We start from the raw sequence: 16,128 nt of genomic DNA on the forward strand, positions 1-16,128 counted from the left end.
CAAACCTTAGCCGGGGCGCAAAAAGAAAACCCGCCTCGCGGCGGGTTGCATGTAATGCTGATTCAGCTGAGCAGCGATCCCTGGCGGATGCTGGTGGCCGGCTCCTGGCTGGCCATCCGTGGGTGATCGGGGGGCGCGCCCTTCTTCTTCAGGGCCTTGATCTCGGCCTGCAGGGACTCAATCAGCCCGTTCTGCTCCTGGCGCTGGCGCATCAGCCGCAGCTGCACCTCGTGGGTCAAAAAGCCCACGTCGTGCTGCATCTGCAAGTTGGCGGCCGTCTGCGCGTCCCCCTGCAGCCGCTTGGCCAGCATGCGCACCTCCACGGGCGACAGGGTCAGCACCAGGTCCCCGATTTCCACGATCATCATCCCGTCGGGCAGATCCGTCACCGTGATGGCCCGGGGCTCTGCAAACGGCATGATGGGCTCAAACACCCCATCGATCACGCGGCGCAGCGTGCCCTCGCGCTCGATCAGGTTGGTAATGTGCCCGTCCACGATGTGGTACGTCAGGCCCGACAGCTCAATGACGCGCTGGCGTGTGATCTGCTGCCCGTTGCGGTGCAGCTCCATGATCGTGGTCCAGACGCGGGAGCGGTTGGTTTTTTCTTGGATGCCTTCGGTCATCATCAATCCTTGTGCACTTCGTTGGTCCAGACAGGCAAGTTCTTGGGCCACTTGCCTGACTTCAAAATCATTTGGCGGGTGGCCTCGGCCATCGCCCGCCCCAGCTCGACGTGGGCAGCACGGCCGCCGTCCACCAGGCTGTACTGGTCGAATGCCGTGTGGCAGCCATGCCGGCCCATGTCGTCCACGCACAGAGGCATGGCGCGCCGGTCATCCAGCTTCAGGCCCTTGCCCTTGCCTTCGTTCTCATGGGCATGGTTGCTGCGCCCCTCGCGGCCACACCACATGCACGGCAGGCTGGCCACCAGGCGGCGGTAACCTTCGTGGTGGATGGCGTGGTCTTTCTCAATGGCCGGGCATGCGGGTTCATCGCTGCTCACCAGCGCCTGGCGGGCGGCCATGGTCATGCCCTGGGTCTCGCGTGCGCTGGCCAGCTGGCGGGCAGCGCGGGCCGCGTGCCGGTCGTCCGACTGCTGCACAAAACGCTCGTCGCCGTCGATGATGTGGGCCTCAACCTCAGCGCCACCCTTGCACGCAAAACCCCGGCCCCTGGTCGAAAACCCGGTGCGCGCCAGCCCCTTGGTGCCGCGGCCCATGGGTTTCTTGCGAGTCAGCCCCTTGTATTCACTGGCCACGGGCAGCTCCCCGGAATGGCCAGGCCACCATGGCCGCATCGCGCTCATGCTGGTTGGAGCGGCGGCCCCACCCCGTGCGCACCTCAAACTGGTCGGCGTCCAGCTTGGCACCCTTCACCGCAGGGCTGATGCCATGGGCAGGGATACCCAGTTCTTCGCAGATGCTCACGATCTGCCGGCAGATTTGGTCCACGTGTCCCAGGCTGCGCCCCACCGCGGCCACCGCAGCCCTGGATTTTTGCCGCTGGGCATTCCAGGTGTGTGACTGCAGGCGCGAGTCCTCAAAAATCACCCGGGCAGGCTTGCGCTCCAGCAGCAGCTCGCGGATTGCGTGGGGCTCGATGGTCTCCAGGGCCTTCAGCTGGCCGCCCGAGTAGGTTGCCAGCCCGGTGCTCACCCCAGGGTCCATGCCGATGATCGCGCCCGGGGCCTGCGCCACCGGTGGTGCTGCCTTGCGGCGGTTGGGCTTGGGCGCCGTGGTCTTTGGTGCTGGCGCGGCTGCGGCTTTGGGGCTGGCTTGGCGCACGCCCACCAAGCGTGTCCAGGCCGATCGATCCAGGGATTTAGAACTCATCTGCGCCCCCCTCACGACATGCTTTTTCGCAAGCCCATGGCCATCTCGGCAGAGCATCGGGCATAGCGACTGATCGACTTGTCGCCCCGCTCCACCCGGGCCAGGATGCGCCGGGCCCAGTCCTTGCCGTCATCACGGCGGGGCAAGTTGACCTGCACCGGCTGCACCTGGGGCGCAGGCAATGCCGTCCAGCCCTGCTGCTGGGCATAGGTCTGTGCTGGCTGAGCAGCCTCGCACTCGCGCTCAAACATCGGCAGCGTGGGGGCAAACTCCGGGCTGGCGCGCTTGATCCGGTCCACGGCCAGCTCCACCACCTCATCGCTGTAGCGGGCCAAAGCCGAATCCCAGACCAGCATGGCCATGCGCACACCCTTGTCCTGCCGGTCATCCCCGAGCTGGCCCGTGTGGAACTTCGACAGGAAAGAGCTGCCATAGGCGCCATGCAGCAGCACAAACAGCTTGCGGGTCCGGGCGCTGGCCTCACGCGCCGGCTTGCCTGCGGGCTGGTCCGTCGACCCCACGTGTGCAAGCCCCTGCTCGGCATAAAAGGCGGCATGGCTCATAGCACCACCCCGTCGTAAATCGCAGCTGCAGCGCCGGCAAACTTGCCCGCCCCTTGTTGCGCGCTGCCGGCACTGCCCGAGGCTCTGCGCCGGTCCACGCGGCGGACCCAGTTGCGCCAGGTCGCCTCCCAGTCCACCTTGCGCGCATCAGCCCCCGCCTTGCTGTGCCAGTGGTCGGCAAAGCACTCGGCCTCGCTGCGCACATCCTCGGCAGTCAGGTCCTGGCGCTCCTGCAGCGCCCAGTCGCCCCAGCGCTTGGGCAGCACCCACCCCAGCGGCAGCCGCGTGCCCTTGGCCTTGTCTGCGCTGGGTGGTGGCCTCTGGGGCTCGGGGTCAGGCGAAGCCGAAGGCGCAGCAACGTCTGGCGTGACACCAGCCGCATTTCGACCAACAGAATCTAGTTCTACCTCTGTCCTTTCTACTTTGGTATCTGTATCTATATCTGTATCTGTACGCGTGACATCCGTACCAGTCACGCGTGACGCATCCGTGTCGGGTACGGAATCACCCGTGACATCGTTGCTGGGCGCGGCTTTGGCGGCCTTTTCTCGTGCGCGCTGACGCTTCTTGCGCTCGGCGGCAGTGGTGTCGTTATCGCTGCGCATCTGCAGGCCATCCCACTTCACTGGCTGCAGCGTGGCCTGGTCCACCAGCCCCACCTCGGCCAGCCGGCGCGCCACCTCCTCCAGGGAGCGAACGTCCAGGCCCAGCTTGACCGCCACCTTGCGCATCAACAGGCCGGGGGCATCCCCCTTGTCCAGCAGCCCCTCACCCTTCAGGCACAGCAGCGCCACAAAGTGCCAGCGGTCTTCAAAGGCCAGCAGCTTCAGCTTGTCGTCATCGACCATGCGTGTGTACACGCGGAACCAAGGCAGTTGCTTGCTCATCGGGCACCCCCTGTTGATTCGGGGCCCCCAAATGGGCCTATGAGCTTCATCAGCGCTTCCGTACGCTTGGCGTCATGGTTCACTTTCTCCAGCACCATCTGCCGATACGTCTTGCCATGCACCAGTGCATAGATGCAGTCGCGCAGCTCCGCGCTGGTGTCCGTGCCACGCAGCGCGCAGTGCTGCAGGAACAGCTCATGGGTGTGGGCGTCGATCTTGGTCTTGGCCGGGGTGTCCAGCTTGCCCAGTGGTCCTGCAATGCCACGGGCAAACAAGGGCACGTCGCTGCCCTCCTCTTCCAGCTGGCCCTGGACGTGCTCGAAAAGCCGGTGCACCTGCTCTGGCGCCAAGCCTGCAATCGCAGCCACTACCTTCTTGAGGGCTGCAGATTCCGTGGGGGTCACAACGGTGTGAGGTGTTTGCATAGCACCTACTCCTTAAATGGTGCCCGCCGCACCCTGGGCTACGATGGAAGCTCCTACACCGCCATCGAAGACCCAGAAGAGGACGAGCATGAAAGATGTGGCTTGCATCAGCTACGCCGAATACGAGCAAATAGCCAAAGGCCTGGAAGAACAGTCAAAACTCCAACTGCAGCTACAAGCACAGTTGCAGGCACTCGGTGCGCTTTGCAGCGTCCTGGCAATGACACACCCGGACCCTTCAGCCCTCTGCGAGAAGTACATGGAAGCGATGGATCGTTTTGCGGACCTTGCAACCCCAGAGCTGGCTGCAGCGTTTCAGCCTGCGATGCAGGACCAACTGAGCGGCTTAATCCATATCCGGAACGTGAAAGCACGCTGAACACGACTTGCCCCTGCCTTATCTGCTCCAACACAGCAGAGACTTCGTTGCGGCTTTCACCCATGGCTCACCTCTTGGGTGCTGGGTTGATCGGAGGGCTGTGCAAGTTCTGGCCAGATCACATGCCAGTCGTCAGGAAAGAGATCGCGGCGCGTTACCGTCGTCAGCTTTTCGAGTCGAGCAGCGCAAGCCGACGGAATCGGACGACGCCCGCTGATCCACTGGGAAATTTCGGATGGTGACTTGTTGAGTGCCTGTGCAAGTGCCGTTGGCCCTCCTGCATCGGCACTTGCTCGCTTAGCTAATGCTGCGTGTTTCATGCAACAAATTTAGCACAGCTAAAGATATGCATCAAGCCATGCTAAATCAAATGCTTATTAGCATCGCTAACATGAAAGAATGGACAACAGAGGAAGAAGCCGCCAACCTGCGTCGGCTGCTGGCTTCCGTCAAAAACAAAGCACAGTTCGCCAAGGACTTTGGCGTGCCTGGTGGTGCGTCTATGCTTTCACAGCACCAAAGCGGCCATCGCCCCATCAGCCTTGAGGCGGCCAAGGCCTATGCAAGAGGATTGGGAATAAGCATTGGGGAGATCGCCCCGCGCTTTGCCAAGCTGGTCTCCGATGTGTCTGAGTTGACACAGCCTGCGGCTGCTGGCCATGAAGAGCCAAGCGGAGAGCGGCTGGCGCGCGTCATTGGCAACCCATCCATACCTGCCTACCACGCCCCCGACGCGGTACTTGTGCCGGTTCTGGCCAACTCTGCCAGCATGGGCGGTGGCGAAGCTTTGCTTGAGTCCGATGTGATTGTGGGCGACCTGGCACTGTCACCGCACTGGATCAATCAGCACATCCGTCCACAGAACCCACGAGAGTTGCGCTTCATCCACGCCTACGGTGACAGCATGGCACCAACCTTCACGGATGGCGATGTGTTGCTGGTGGATACAGGGATTGGCGCGCGTGACCCGACTAGCCGCGAAGGCGTATACGTGCTCCAGGCTGGTGACAAGAACTACGTCAAGCGTGTTACGCCGACCTTCGATGGGAAGTTGCAAGTCACCAGCGACAACCCCAGCTCAAAGACTGTCCAGGTCTTGAATGGAGATCATCAGGTGCAAGTCCTCGGACGAGTGGTGTGGGCTTGGAATGGTAAGAGGCTATGAGCAGGATGCCAACTGAACTAGAAGTATTAGAAGTTGTGGGCAAGTCTGAGCAAGGCATTCAAGAGCCCTTTAAATGCATAGCAAGTGACGGGCACCTGTACTTCACCAAGGGTCGGCAAACCGACCGCGCAAGTCTTTGCAATGAATGGATCTGCGCGCATTTGGCGCAAGCTTTAGGCTTGCCATTGCCACCATTCAGCATCTTGAATGTGTCACAAGAGCTGGTGGATGAACTACCAGGGGGCTGGAAAAGCATCGGCGAAGGCCCAGCCTTTGGTTCGCGCCAGCATGCTGGGTGTACATGGCTGGACCTAGCTCAGGTTCAGCACATCCCCCAAACGCTCCAAGCAGAAATTTTTGCCTTCGACTGGTGGATTCAGAACATTGATCGAACCGATGGCAATCCCAACCTGTTGTGGGATACCAACCAAAGCGCTCTAGTGATGATTGACCACAACCTTGCCTTTGATCGTTCGCTAGATCCTGTGCTTTTTATTGAAAATCATATATTTAGACAGAGCTGGCAGCATGCAGACCTCGTCACAAGAAACTTGTTACAAGACAGGTTTTGCAGCGTTATCGAGACTGCTTTCGACTATGCCTGCGAGAATATTCCTCAATCGTGGCACTGGAACAATCCAGAATGTGACATTCCTTCGAATGTTGACCTTAATGCCATCCGTACGACACTAGTACGCTGCCAGTCGCCTGATTTTTGGAGGTTCGCATGAAGCCTCTTGCCTGTCGCTTTTCGATCATTCAATTTGTTCCGTACACCGAAACCGGCGAGTTCGCCAACATCGGTGTCGTGCTGACATGCCCACAGACTGGGTACTTCAATTTTCTGTTGCAGAACAGAAAGTCCAAGCGCGTCACAGATTTCTTCGATGCACTCGACCGTGGCTTTTATATGAGCGCGGTTCGCACAGTCGAGGAGCAGCTTATGCGCTTACGCGCAACGGCCTACCAAGTCAGCAGCACCAACAAGGCAGAGACGTTGCGGACTCTGTTTGCCACGCTCGTACAACCGCGTGAAGCGATTGTGCGTTTCAGCGAAACAAAGGTTCTGCTCACGAACGATCCTGCACAAACTTTGAAAGAGAAGTTTGACCACTATGTTGGTCACTCCTTCGCAACACCTGAGTACGTCGAACAAACGATGAATGCAAGGCTGCGGGACTTGCTGCAAGGGCTCAATTTGGTAGCGCCATTCAAGCCAGCACGCGTGGGTAACGATGCCGTCAGTGCTAAGTTCGACTTTGTACAAACCGTCGACAGCAAGCATTTGAAGATCATCAAAGCACTCAACTTGAGTCAAGCCGATGCAAACGACATAGCCGCACATGGCGATGTGTGGCGAGGAAAATTTGCTCGCCTTATGAAGATGAATGAGTTGCCTGATGACATCCTCATCAATGTCACACTGGCCTCTCCAAGCAAGACAGCACACTACGATCTAGGCCAAGAAATCGTGCAGGAGCTATCCAAGCAGATGACTGTGATTGAGGGCTCGGGCCAAGCAGCCATGCGCGAAATACAAAAATTTGCCGAACGCTGATAGAGAGATATCCCATCAATACAACCCGCAGCATGCTGCGGGTTTTTTTTCGTCTACGAAGAGCTCAGCCAGGAAGATCTTTAGCAAAAATTTAGCAAAGCTATTGCATCAATAATTTAGCAATGCTACATTTCAACCCATCGCAGCACCAACCGCGAAACACCCAAGGCCCAGCGATCAGAGGCCGAAGCCGACAGGAAGCAAAGGCGGGGTTAGCTCCAGAAGGAGCGCAGCAGGAGGTGCACCAGCGCGATGGGTGCCAAGTGATCGAGCCCGGCGCTCTAGGTCTTTAAAAGATCCTCCGCCGATGTTGCTCCCCAGCCTGTTTGGGGTTCGTCCGGCTCCATAGCGTCACCCGGCACGGCGGGTGCTCCGCGCAGTGTCCCGCTGTATCCAGTCGCCAAAGTGCGTACACGGTCAAAGGGTGAGGCAAACAGGGTTGCCAAGATCAGCAAATCCCACCGCGCAAGCGGCGCTGCCCTCTGAGCGACATCAGAGGGGAAACCAGAGCCTTGTGACAGAGGGCTGCGGTTTGCTTTCCATGCAGATTGAGGCTGCTACAAAATTCTGTTTCAGTTTGATACAAAATCCGCCGATAACAACCCAAGTACACAAAAAGCTAAGGAGACAACTATGAAGCGATGCATCATCAAGGTCGCAGGTGCGTGTTACACGGCCTTGTTCCCTAGCACCTGTGCAGCACTGGAGGATGCATTGAAGCGATTCCCCGGCGCAACAGCAATCAGCGTGAAGGCGGCATAAGCACTCCTGCCGCACATTCCCCAGAAACAGACCCGCCCAGAGCGGGTTTTTTTACGCCCATTCGCGCACCACTTTAGGCCCCAGACCACCCGCGATAGGCGCGCGGCCCGACAGGGGTAAGTGTCGGGAATTCCAAGGTACAGCTGCCCACGCCGACAGCAAACGGTGTCAGATATTGATCTGACTAGGCCAAACCAGAATGGCAATTTATGAGACAGAAGAGCATCGTGTGTGCAACAGCGCCACCTGCAGCGATATGCAGGGCGATTAGGCGGCCCTACTGACTGAGGCAAGACTCACGTTCCACGCGAGACATTCAGCAGCGGGACCACCCAATCGTTTTTACAGCCGGGCCTGGGAGCCTCCTCCCTCCCTCTCTTCTATTCCCCAGGCGTGCCGAAAGGCACCGGCTATTTTTCTTTGCGGTCAGCAACTGCTGACTTTTGCCCGCCTCGCTTCACCGTGGGGCGGGCTTTTTCATTTGGAGAACGCAATGAACTTCCGACGCCATCGCGGCCATGCCGGCGCCGCTGCATACGCACCTCGCACCTGGGCTGAGCAACGCGAAGAAATGGAGCTGATTCGTCAATGCGAGGAACAGCGCCTGGCGCGCCGCGCCGCCGCGGCCTCGCCCGAGCAGATCCGCCAAACCCTCAGCCAGCCCAGCAACGCAGTGGGCAGCGCTGACGCCTTCTGAGGGTCTGCCATGGAAACCGCCCTCGCCCTCATGGCGGCCTTCTGCATTGCCATCGGGCTCAGCGCCCTGGCTGCAGCCGAGAGCTGGCCCGACCCCATCACCGAAAGCGAACCATGCACGACAAGTACATGACCCTGTCTGAGCTGAACGAGCAGTTGCACTTCTGCTGGGTGGATGCCGAGAAGCTGGCCAGCATGGGCTTTCTGCCCGTGGTGCTGACCAAGGTGGAACGGGATGCCCTGGACGAAGCCACCCACCGCAAGTGGCGCAACGCCAAGCTCTACCCCATCAGCAAGTTGCAGGACATCCGCGCTACCATCGGTGCCTCAATGCGTGATGCCTGCTGCGAGATGCGCCTGCTGGGCCGCGAACTGGCCAATGCCGAGACCGAGCTGCCAAACGGGCGTTCGATCATCGTGGAGGTAGAGCCAGGTCAAACCACCGTGTCCCTGGACGATGGGGAGGTGAAGCTCACCATCACCGCGCCAGACCGCCCCCTGCACGCTGCGGTGCGCTACGCCATCCAGTGCGCCCTGGCCGAAGCCGCCACGGCCGAGCGCAGCAGCGCGCAGCCACATCAAAAACAATAGCTATAAGCGCTTACCCAACAGGCGCAAGCACCGAATTTATGCAACAACAAGAAAAGACCATCCCCATGGCCAGCAGCACCGCGCCGGCCAAGCCCGGCTGCCAGGGTTGCGGCCAGTGCAAGTGCAGCGCCCCAGCCCCTGCATCCCAGCCCGTCACCTGGGAGCGCAAGAACCCCGACGACACCGAAGGCGGCGGAACCAATTAACCACCACCTGAGAGCACCTCAATGAGCTACCACAAAAGACGACTGGCGCGGCTCGATGAGCAAGAACACAGCGCAGATGCGGATCAACTTGGCAAAAGATCAACCCCAGAAGTTGCAGCGGGTAACGTGGAGATCTATGATCTCCCACAAATGAAAACTACTGTTCGTCCCGCCCCCGCTTTGTCTGTATACAAAACTGCCTCCCGCACTGCGCAGTGGCTTTCATCCAAGCCCAGAGACGGCTCTGCCGTTCTGTTCCATGGCAGCTGTGAGGGTCTACTGAGCGCATTGCCTGACGCATCCATTGATTTAGTTGTCACCTCACCGCCTTATTGCATGGGGAAAGCTTACGAAAAGCGTGGAGACGGGATTGACGACTTTGTCGCCAATCACAAATTGATATTGCCGGAAGTTTGCCGAATTCTTAAACCTGGAGGCAGCCTGTGCTGGCAAGTGGGCCTTCATGTACAAGAAGGCGTATCAACCCCGCTGGACTATCTTGTTTACGACATTATGCGAAACATAGATGGCATGAAATTGCGCAACCGCATTGCTTGGACTTTTGGCCATGGCCTTCATTGCCGCACGCGCTTCAGCGGTCGTCACGAAACTGTGCTCTGGTTTACTAAGGGAGATGACTACACATTCGATCTTGATGCTATCCGAATTCCTCAAAAATACCCTGGAAAGCAGCACACAAGTGGCCCCAAGAAGGGGCAGCCAAGTGGAAATCCGGCAGGGAAGAATCCAGGTGATGTCTGGGATATCCCTAACGTAAATTCAAATCATGTCGAGAAAACAGAGCATCCATGCCAATTTCCCGTTGGGTTGGTACAACGACTGGTACGAGCTTTAACAAAGCCCGGAGACATAGTTCTGGATCCCTTCTGCGGCGTCGCATCTAGCGGCGTCGCCACAGTAGTTGAGGGACGATCCTTTATTGGAGCAGAGCTCGATAACGCCTACATCCAGATTGGCAAAAATCGCCTGAAAGATGCACAGAATGGCAAAGCAAGATTCCGACCTGCTGATCGTGCGATACACCAACCAAGTCCAACTTCGATAGTTGGTCGGCGGCCCGAGAACTTCGCGTCTGCAGCATCCGACTTACGTTATCCGTTCGCCTTATAGGCTGCTTCTTTTAACAACACGGGGCTTAGATTTCGGCTCCAATTCAGGAGACTGTATAGAGAGCGTTGCCATCAAATCAGTTGCAAGCCTCGCCCATGCGCTACTTGAGTAATTCTTGAAAGGGAAATTATCTATATCTTCAAACAATTTTTTATAGTCAATACTGGCTGGAGTCATTTTATTTTTAACCAATCGATCCATAAGCAAAAGAAAGCCGCCAACTACGGTGGTTGAAAGAATGCCACCACTCGGCACAGACTTCCATTTATGCTTTAAATGTGAAGCAGCCCCTTGAAGTAGTCGCTTAAGTTGATCTACACTGTAATTTACAAACTCTTCTCTATCTATTTCATTACGCAAATCACGACTGCCCGTATTATCCCAAGTTTGGTAGAATGCACTTCTTGGTTTAGTGAGAGACTCAACTACATATGGACCAAGTGATGCCGATGCAATTTTATCTGGTGGATCAAACTGAGACATTGACATTTTCCCAGCAAGCGGGCCTTCTTTCGACAATCTAATTACAATAAGGCGTGCAATCGCAGTACTACTCTCTGGATTGATAATTGTTTCCAGATCTTGTCGCAATTGTGGGTTAACAGGACTTTGGTTGTTGTTAATCCCAAGAAATATTTCTGCCTCAAACTTCGCGCGCATCTCAGCTGAATACGATGGCGGGAAAATAATTCCTGTTACCAGCAGATTTTGACGTACTCTCAGACGGTCGATAGCCGCCTCTGTCGCACCTGAACCTTCGTAATAAGACAAGATTCGATGTTGCCCATCTACAATACCTACGGTCCCGAGTTCTAGTGGTAGCTGCAATTGCACTAAAGTCTTGTTAGACAAGGCCTCTGGAGCAACCGGCAGCATCGATTTACTGTCCATAAGCTGTGCCGTAGACGGTAATGTCACCACGAGATTGTTTATAAAAACCTTACCATTGTCAGCCAAGTACTCGCGCATTGCCACAAGCTTTTCCGCTTTAACGAAACGTTGGTAAGACAAGTCGGGGTCCTCCCATCCGTCACGACGCAAGACATAAGATCGTGAAATCAATGCTTGTGGATCCGCATAAAACGAAACCACAGCGAATCCAGGCGGATAACTAGTGTGGGCTGCCGGCAGGGCAAAAGCAGGAAAGCTGTTTAATGAGACACTACTGCCTGATATTCGCGCTTGCCCTGTTTGATGAAGCGCAATTCCAAGATATTTTAATAACTCAAACTTTGCAGAGCGTTCGATAGTTTCGACTAGGGATGTAAAGTACTTGGCTTGTGCCCTAGTGAGTATCAAGAATGGTTCAGTCGAACCCATATCAATATCTGCCATTTCAGAAAAATAGATATGGCGCACCTCTAAATCATGCTGACCATAAGAGGTACCAATCGCGTCTAATAGCGATTTACTTCTTGAATTAAAAACGGTAAAAAAACTATCGAAATCAGCGGCAATTCTGCCATGAAAAACGATTTTGTTTGTGCAATGTTTAGTTGGGTGTGCTTCAGTAGTTTCCTCACAAAGGAGGACAACATTCTCCCAAACAAATATATGATCAATCTCGCCCGCTCTACCTCCAACCTGGAAATGCAAATTATCCGATTCGACGTGCTTAAAGCCAGCACCCTCGAAAATTCTTCGGAGAATAGATTTCGAGGATGAAAACCCTGTGGCAGAGGAATTATCTTTCGGAGCTAACTTCCGACTCTTTGCTTGGATCGGTGCTTGCGTTTTCTTTATTGCTTTCAATGGCGGCTTTGCCACCGCTTTTTTTTGTGCTCGCACACTAACCCTTTCACATCATTCGTATCGGATTGATCTCAACCAGAAGAGTGCTGTCTTTTGCAACAGCCCAGCTGAGCATTTTGACTCATTTTGAAACAAAAGACTCAATAGACCAAGCGCCCTCCGCAAACACCAAGATACAGATGGACTTCAACTGAATGAGCAACTATCTATACACCTAGTGAAGGAAGCGAGCGAACTACGCCTAGTTGGCTGCGCCGCAGTGCATGCCCGCACGACAACCCAGGCCCGCCCACCGCAGGCCTCCCCAATGGCTACATCCCAACATCCCGCCACTGTGCGGGCTTCTCTCATTCTGGAGACCCAGCATGCGATTCATCGTCAAGTTCGGCAAACAGACCATCCCCCACGTGCATTTCCCAGACAACCGCACCGCGCGCGCCTGGGCCAATGCGTGTTTCCCAGACCGCCCCGCCGCCTGCAGCGTTGTGGGCGTCAAAGCCTGATCACCACCACCGGCCCGCCCTGCGCGGGCTTTTTTGTGCAACGAGTCAGCCGCACATCGAATTGAGGACCCCATGAGCGAGACATCCACCCCACACCCAGCACACCTTGCCATCAACCTGCAGCGTGAATGCGTCCAGATGAAGGTGCGCCGCGAAACCCTGCGCGCCGAGGCCAGCGAACTGCGCAAGCAAGCCAAGACCGCCGTGTTGAAAGCAGACGCCTTCGCCATGCGCGCCAAAGCCAAGCCCTTGAGCGACGAGGCCCAGACCATCAAGGTCCAGATGGGCAAGACCAGCAAGGCGTTTTTGGAGCAGGCCCAGCATGCGCACGCCCTGCTGACCAAGCGCATGCCCGACGGCTGGTGCCAGTGGGGTGTCGTAAAAACCCGCGCCTACGCCACCTGCCTGGACATCGTGGCCACCCAGCTGCAGCGCGTGCACCCAGCCCCTGCCGTGGTTGCCCTGGCCCTGCAGCACGTCCTGTCGCACGAAAGCTGGACCGACCACACCATGGCCCAACTGGCCACCACCAAGGCCAACGCCAAGGAAATCCCACTGAACTGACACAAGCCATGCCACCCAAAGCCCACGACCCCTTCAACACCGCCAAGCCGCACACCAAGGGCGTGCGCCGCTCCCCCATCCACATCGAAGACCTGGAGGTGGCCGACGATCCCCCGCCACAAAAGCGCAGCCTGGGCCCAGGCCGCTACGACGAGCTGTTCGCGTCCATGAAGCCCGGACAGTGCATCAAGTGCGAGCCCGAGCACACCGGCGCGATCGGTAACGCACTGCGCCACTGGATCAAGCGCAAGCGCAAAAAGAACCTGGCCGTCAAAGCGGCCAGCCACTACCCGGGGTGCAAAGAAAACTTGGGGCGCGTTTGGCTGCTCAGCACCCAGGCCCCCAGCTGACCATCAGGCACTAAGCGGCACGCGCGTGCCGTCCTTTGAGATCATGGCGTCCCCTTCAGCGGACAGCACCACCGGCACGCCCAGGAACTCTTGCTCCCAGTCGGGGTACTTCTTGAAGTTCATGGTGTCGTTGACCAGCTTGCGCGCAGCCACCAGCGCTTCCAGCGTGACCTGGGTCAGCTCAAACCGCTGGGGGTATGCGTTGTCGTTCGCCTTCCAGTGCTCACGCAGGGCACTGACCATGGAGTCGTAGATGTTGGCCATGGGCGAAGTCTACGCTCAGCAACCCCACCAGATCAGATGAACCAGGGCTCTAGCACCCGTAAACTCATTTCGGTGCGGTTCGCAAAATTGCGGCCCCTGGAACTGAACAAACGAGCAAGGAGGGGGAGTGACAATGACATTGGAGAAAGGGCCGACTGGCCGGATTAAAGGTCTTCGCAAACTGCTTGAGGGCATCACCAAAGAGGATGTCCTCCAAGCTATTGCAAGCTTTAACGTTGACGAAGCAGCGGATCATGGCTTTGCGGAGTCCACGGATTTCGACCTCGTGCATGACGGGCGCCGTTTCCCGCCCAAAGCCATATTCGGGTTGGCTGCAGCCAGAACAATCGGCAGACCGCTCACGTCGTCCGAGTTCTCTGGGGGTGATAGCTCTCCATGCTTTGCCGTTCTTCGTGCACTCGGCTTCACTGTTGAAAGAAAGCGAACCTCGGAGGTGATGCCATCTGCTGGCTCCTCACTGCTACGGCTACAGGCCTATAACCGCGAAGAGATTGCTCGGGTCTTTGAACCTGACGCGAAATTCACCCCAGGGGCGGGACGCTGGGGCATGCCGGGCATCGTTGAGTCACCACGGGACAGTGGCAATTTCGTCTTCATGGTGACGCTGGGTAAGCCAGACGCTAGCAACCCATATCAAGACGCGCTTACGCTGGATGGCCGACTCATCTGGGAATCGCAGACCCAACAGGGCTTTGATTCGCCAACGATTCGCAAGCTGCTGGTCCATGACCCTATCGTGAACAACGTTCACTTGTTCTTGCGCGCTCAAAAGGGTGACAAGTACACGTACTTTGGCCTGCTCAGCTACTTCTCCCACGATCCGAACAAGCAAAACCCTGTCCATTTCATTTGGACTGTTCAGAACTGGGACATTGATCAGGACCAGTTGAAGCGCTTGGGCATCCCTGCCCTGCCACCACTGGACCCAGCGTTTTCACTGTCACCACCCATGCCTGTGACTGCGTCGCTCTCACGGACTGAACCGCCTGCGATCAAAGCGAAACCAAGCACAGGCCCTCGGTCTAAGAAGAAGTCATCGGGTGGAGAAGTGGATTGGGCTGCCCGCGACCTTAGAAATAGGCAACTGGGCCTGCAGGGCGAAAAGCTGGTTGTGCAGTACGAGATCAGCAGGCTGAAGGCTGCAGGACGATCGGACCTGGCGAATAAAGTCCAACACGTGGCCCTCACAGACAGCGCTGCCGGCTACGACATTGCTTCGTTTCACTTAGATGGGAGACCAAAACGCATCGAGGTGAAGGCCACTCAGGGACCAGCATCTACGCCCTTCTACATTTCGATGAATGAGGTCTTGGCTTCGCGGGATGACGTGAGCTGCTTCTCGATTTACCGCGTTTTTGGTCTTAAACCAGATAACGAAGAAGTCCAGTTCTTTGAGCTCGAAGGCGACGTTGAAGACCACTGCGGCCTTGACCCGGTGAGCTTCAGGGCTACGCCTGGAGCCAACCAAACAGACCTTTGATCGATCAGCGCTAGCAAAGCATTAACACCATCCCCACCAGCCCGCCCGGTAGACGCCGCGCGGGCTTTCTTCTTTCGGAATGCCAATGAAACACATCGTCTGCTACTCAGGCGGGCACAGCTCTGCACTGGTTGCACTTGAAGTGGCTCACCGCTTTGGCACCAAGCACCTGGTGCTGCTGAACCACGACATGCATTTCAGCGTGGAGCACGCGGACATCAAGCGCTTTAAGCGCGACGTGGCCGAGCACTTGGGGGTGCCGCTGACGTTCGCCAGCCGCCGCAACGCGACACAGGACCAGTTTGATGTGTGCGTCGAATCCGATGCTTTCAAGGTCAACAACGGCCAGGAGATATGCACAGCACGCTTGAAGACTGAGCCATTTATGGAGTGGCTGGCCTCCAATGCATCACAGGATGACAGCACCATTTACTACGGCTTCGATGCCACAGAGCCAAGTCGTATCCAGCGGCGCATAGGGATCATGGGCACGCTGGGCTGGAAGACCGACTACCCGCGAATCTGGGAAGAACGCAAATACGAGAACACCGAGGCCCTAGGCATACCGCGCCCATGCACTTACAGCGTTTTCAAGCACGGCAACTGCATCGGGTGCCTCAAGGCAGGCTGGCAACACTGGTACATCGTCTACTGCACCCGTCCCGACATTTGGCTCAAGGCGATGTGGGCAGAGGATGAAATCGGCCATGCCATCCACTGGGACGGCGACAAGCCGGTCTACCTGGAGGACATGGAGCCGCGCTTTGCTGCCATGAAAGCGGCAGGCATCCCAGCAACCGAGCGCATACCGCATCAGCGGTTCTGGGCCCAGGCCAGGCGAATCATCCCGATCTCGGACATGCAAATAAGGATCAGCCTTCCTTGTGATTGCCACGAGCCTTCGTGATCCCCCACCCAACACCCCAGCCCGCTTCAGCGGGCTTTCCTTTTTGGAGCAACCATGAGCACACCACCCATCCAAGGCCAGCAGCCCAC

The 16,128-nt window shown here is 57.2% G+C and carries 22 protein-coding genes; 13 read left to right on the top strand and 9 right to left on the bottom strand.

Features of this window, described 5'->3' with window-relative positions:
* Positions 1-62: 62 nt before the first annotated feature.
* From CA2_RS11455 to CA2_RS11480, 6 genes are read right to left on the bottom strand one after another with little or no spacing between them, the layout of a single operon-like run.
* Positions 63-626 carry a hypothetical protein gene (locus tag CA2_RS11455; protein WP_156106024.1) on the bottom strand — a complete coding sequence of 188 codons (564 nt, stop codon included), beginning with the start codon at positions 624-626 and terminating at the stop codon, positions 63-65.
* A gap of 2 nt (positions 627-628) precedes the next feature.
* Positions 629-1,261 carry a hypothetical protein gene (locus CA2_RS11460; RefSeq protein ID WP_052369921.1) on the bottom strand — a complete coding sequence of 211 codons (633 nt, stop codon included), beginning with the start codon at positions 1,259-1,261 and terminating at the stop codon, positions 629-631.
* Positions 1,251-1,835: a hypothetical protein gene (locus CA2_RS11465; protein WP_369441227.1), complete on the bottom strand. Its 585-nt coding sequence runs from the start codon at positions 1,833-1,835 to the stop codon at positions 1,251-1,253. Before CA2_RS11465 ends, CA2_RS11460 begins: the two co-directional genes overlap by 11 nt.
* Positions 1,836-1,846: 11 nt before the next feature.
* On the bottom strand, positions 1,847-2,398 hold the full coding sequence (locus CA2_RS11470) for a hypothetical protein (protein WP_245620945.1): 552 nt from the start codon (positions 2,396-2,398) through the stop codon (positions 1,847-1,849).
* Positions 2,395-3,285, bottom strand: a complete 891-nt coding sequence (locus tag CA2_RS17220) for a hypothetical protein (RefSeq protein WP_052369922.1) — start codon at positions 3,283-3,285, stop codon at positions 2,395-2,397. The genes CA2_RS11470 and CA2_RS17220 overlap by 4 nt, the downstream gene beginning before the upstream one ends.
* On the bottom strand, positions 3,282-3,710 hold the full coding sequence (locus CA2_RS11480; protein WP_042417046.1) for a hypothetical protein: 429 nt from the start codon (positions 3,708-3,710) through the stop codon (positions 3,282-3,284). Before CA2_RS11480 ends, CA2_RS17220 begins: the two co-directional genes overlap by 4 nt.
* A gap of 88 nt (positions 3,711-3,798) precedes the next feature.
* Between CA2_RS11480 and CA2_RS11485 the strand changes: the two genes are divergently transcribed.
* Complete coding sequence (locus CA2_RS11485) at positions 3,799-4,089, top strand: hypothetical protein (protein WP_156106026.1); 291 nt, start codon at positions 3,799-3,801, stop codon at positions 4,087-4,089.
* 56 nt (positions 4,090-4,145) lie between these two features.
* Here CA2_RS11485 and CA2_RS17570 read toward each other — a convergent pair whose 3' ends face one another.
* Positions 4,146-4,409: a transcriptional regulator gene (locus tag CA2_RS17570; RefSeq protein ID WP_081888973.1), complete on the bottom strand. Its 264-nt coding sequence runs from the start codon at positions 4,407-4,409 to the stop codon at positions 4,146-4,148.
* Between the two features lie 71 nt (positions 4,410-4,480).
* On the opposite strand from CA2_RS17570, the gene CA2_RS11490 reads away from it, so the two are divergent.
* The 8 genes from CA2_RS11490 to CA2_RS17580 all read left to right on the top strand — a co-directional run bounded on the left by CA2_RS11490 (position 4,481) and on the right by CA2_RS17580 (position 10,198).
* Positions 4,481-5,254: a LexA family transcriptional regulator gene (locus CA2_RS11490; protein ID WP_245620946.1), complete on the top strand. Its 774-nt coding sequence runs from the start codon at positions 4,481-4,483 to the stop codon at positions 5,252-5,254.
* Positions 5,255-5,259: 5 nt separating this feature from the next.
* Positions 5,260-5,985, top strand: coding sequence for a HipA family kinase (locus tag CA2_RS17575; protein WP_081888978.1), 726 nt, complete (start codon positions 5,260-5,262; stop codon positions 5,983-5,985).
* Positions 5,982-6,812 carry a DUF3037 domain-containing protein gene (locus CA2_RS11495; protein WP_042417052.1) on the top strand — a complete coding sequence of 277 codons (831 nt, stop codon included), beginning with the start codon at positions 5,982-5,984 and terminating at the stop codon, positions 6,810-6,812. The genes CA2_RS17575 and CA2_RS11495 overlap by 4 nt, the downstream gene beginning before the upstream one ends.
* A gap of 1,255 nt (positions 6,813-8,067) precedes the next feature.
* Positions 8,068-8,271 (top strand): hypothetical protein, encoded by a 204-nt coding sequence (locus tag CA2_RS11500; RefSeq protein ID WP_042417056.1) that lies wholly within the window; start codon positions 8,068-8,070, stop codon positions 8,269-8,271.
* A gap of 9 nt (positions 8,272-8,280) precedes the next feature.
* Positions 8,281-8,403 carry a hypothetical protein gene (locus CA2_RS18760; protein ID WP_260675317.1) on the top strand — a complete coding sequence of 41 codons (123 nt, stop codon included), beginning with the start codon at positions 8,281-8,283 and terminating at the stop codon, positions 8,401-8,403.
* Positions 8,385-8,861, top strand: a complete 477-nt coding sequence (locus CA2_RS11505; protein ID WP_042417059.1) for a hypothetical protein — start codon at positions 8,385-8,387, stop codon at positions 8,859-8,861. The genes CA2_RS18760 and CA2_RS11505 overlap by 19 nt, the downstream gene beginning before the upstream one ends.
* A gap of 38 nt (positions 8,862-8,899) precedes the next feature.
* Positions 8,900-9,067 (top strand): hypothetical protein, encoded by a 168-nt coding sequence (locus tag CA2_RS18045; RefSeq protein ID WP_156106028.1) that lies wholly within the window; start codon positions 8,900-8,902, stop codon positions 9,065-9,067.
* A 21-nt stretch (positions 9,068-9,088) separates the two neighbouring features.
* Positions 9,089-10,198, top strand: coding sequence for a DNA-methyltransferase (locus CA2_RS17580; RefSeq protein WP_217997636.1), 1,110 nt, complete (start codon positions 9,089-9,091; stop codon positions 10,196-10,198).
* Here the strand turns inward: CA2_RS17580 and CA2_RS18050 are convergent.
* Positions 10,193-11,986, bottom strand: coding sequence for a ParB N-terminal domain-containing protein (locus tag CA2_RS18050; protein WP_156106030.1), 1,794 nt, complete (start codon positions 11,984-11,986; stop codon positions 10,193-10,195). The two genes, CA2_RS17580 and CA2_RS18050, sit on opposite strands and share 6 nt — an antisense overlap.
* 539 nt (positions 11,987-12,525) lie before the next feature.
* Here CA2_RS18050 and CA2_RS11515 point away from each other — a divergent pair.
* A complete protein-coding gene (locus CA2_RS11515) occupies positions 12,526-13,017 on the top strand; it encodes a hypothetical protein (RefSeq protein ID WP_042417062.1) in 492 nt (163 codons plus the stop codon).
* An 8-nt stretch (positions 13,018-13,025) separates the two neighbouring features.
* Positions 13,026-13,367: a hypothetical protein gene (locus CA2_RS11520; protein ID WP_042417066.1), complete on the top strand. Its 342-nt coding sequence runs from the start codon at positions 13,026-13,028 to the stop codon at positions 13,365-13,367.
* Positions 13,368-13,370: 3 nt separating this feature from the next.
* On the opposite strand, the gene CA2_RS11525 is transcribed toward CA2_RS11520, so the two are convergent.
* Positions 13,371-13,631, bottom strand: coding sequence for a hypothetical protein (locus CA2_RS11525; RefSeq protein WP_042417069.1), 261 nt, complete (start codon positions 13,629-13,631; stop codon positions 13,371-13,373).
* Between the two features lie 133 nt (positions 13,632-13,764).
* Between CA2_RS11525 and CA2_RS17225 the strand changes: the two genes are divergently transcribed.
* Both CA2_RS17225 and CA2_RS11535 read left to right on the top strand, forming a co-directional pair.
* The gene (locus CA2_RS17225) at positions 13,765-15,132 is read left to right on the top strand and encodes a DUF3427 domain-containing protein (protein WP_052369923.1); all 1,368 of its coding nucleotides are present in this window, start codon (positions 13,765-13,767) and stop codon (positions 15,130-15,132) included.
* An 85-nt stretch (positions 15,133-15,217) separates the two neighbouring features.
* On the top strand, positions 15,218-16,039 hold the full coding sequence (locus CA2_RS11535) for a hypothetical protein (RefSeq protein ID WP_042417072.1): 822 nt from the start codon (positions 15,218-15,220) through the stop codon (positions 16,037-16,039).
* Positions 16,040-16,128: the final 89 nt, after the last annotated feature.

It is taken from the genome of Comamonas aquatica NBRC 14918 (assembly GCF_000739875.1).
Lineage (GTDB): Bacteria > Pseudomonadota > Gammaproteobacteria > Burkholderiales > Burkholderiaceae_C > Comamonas > Comamonas aquatica.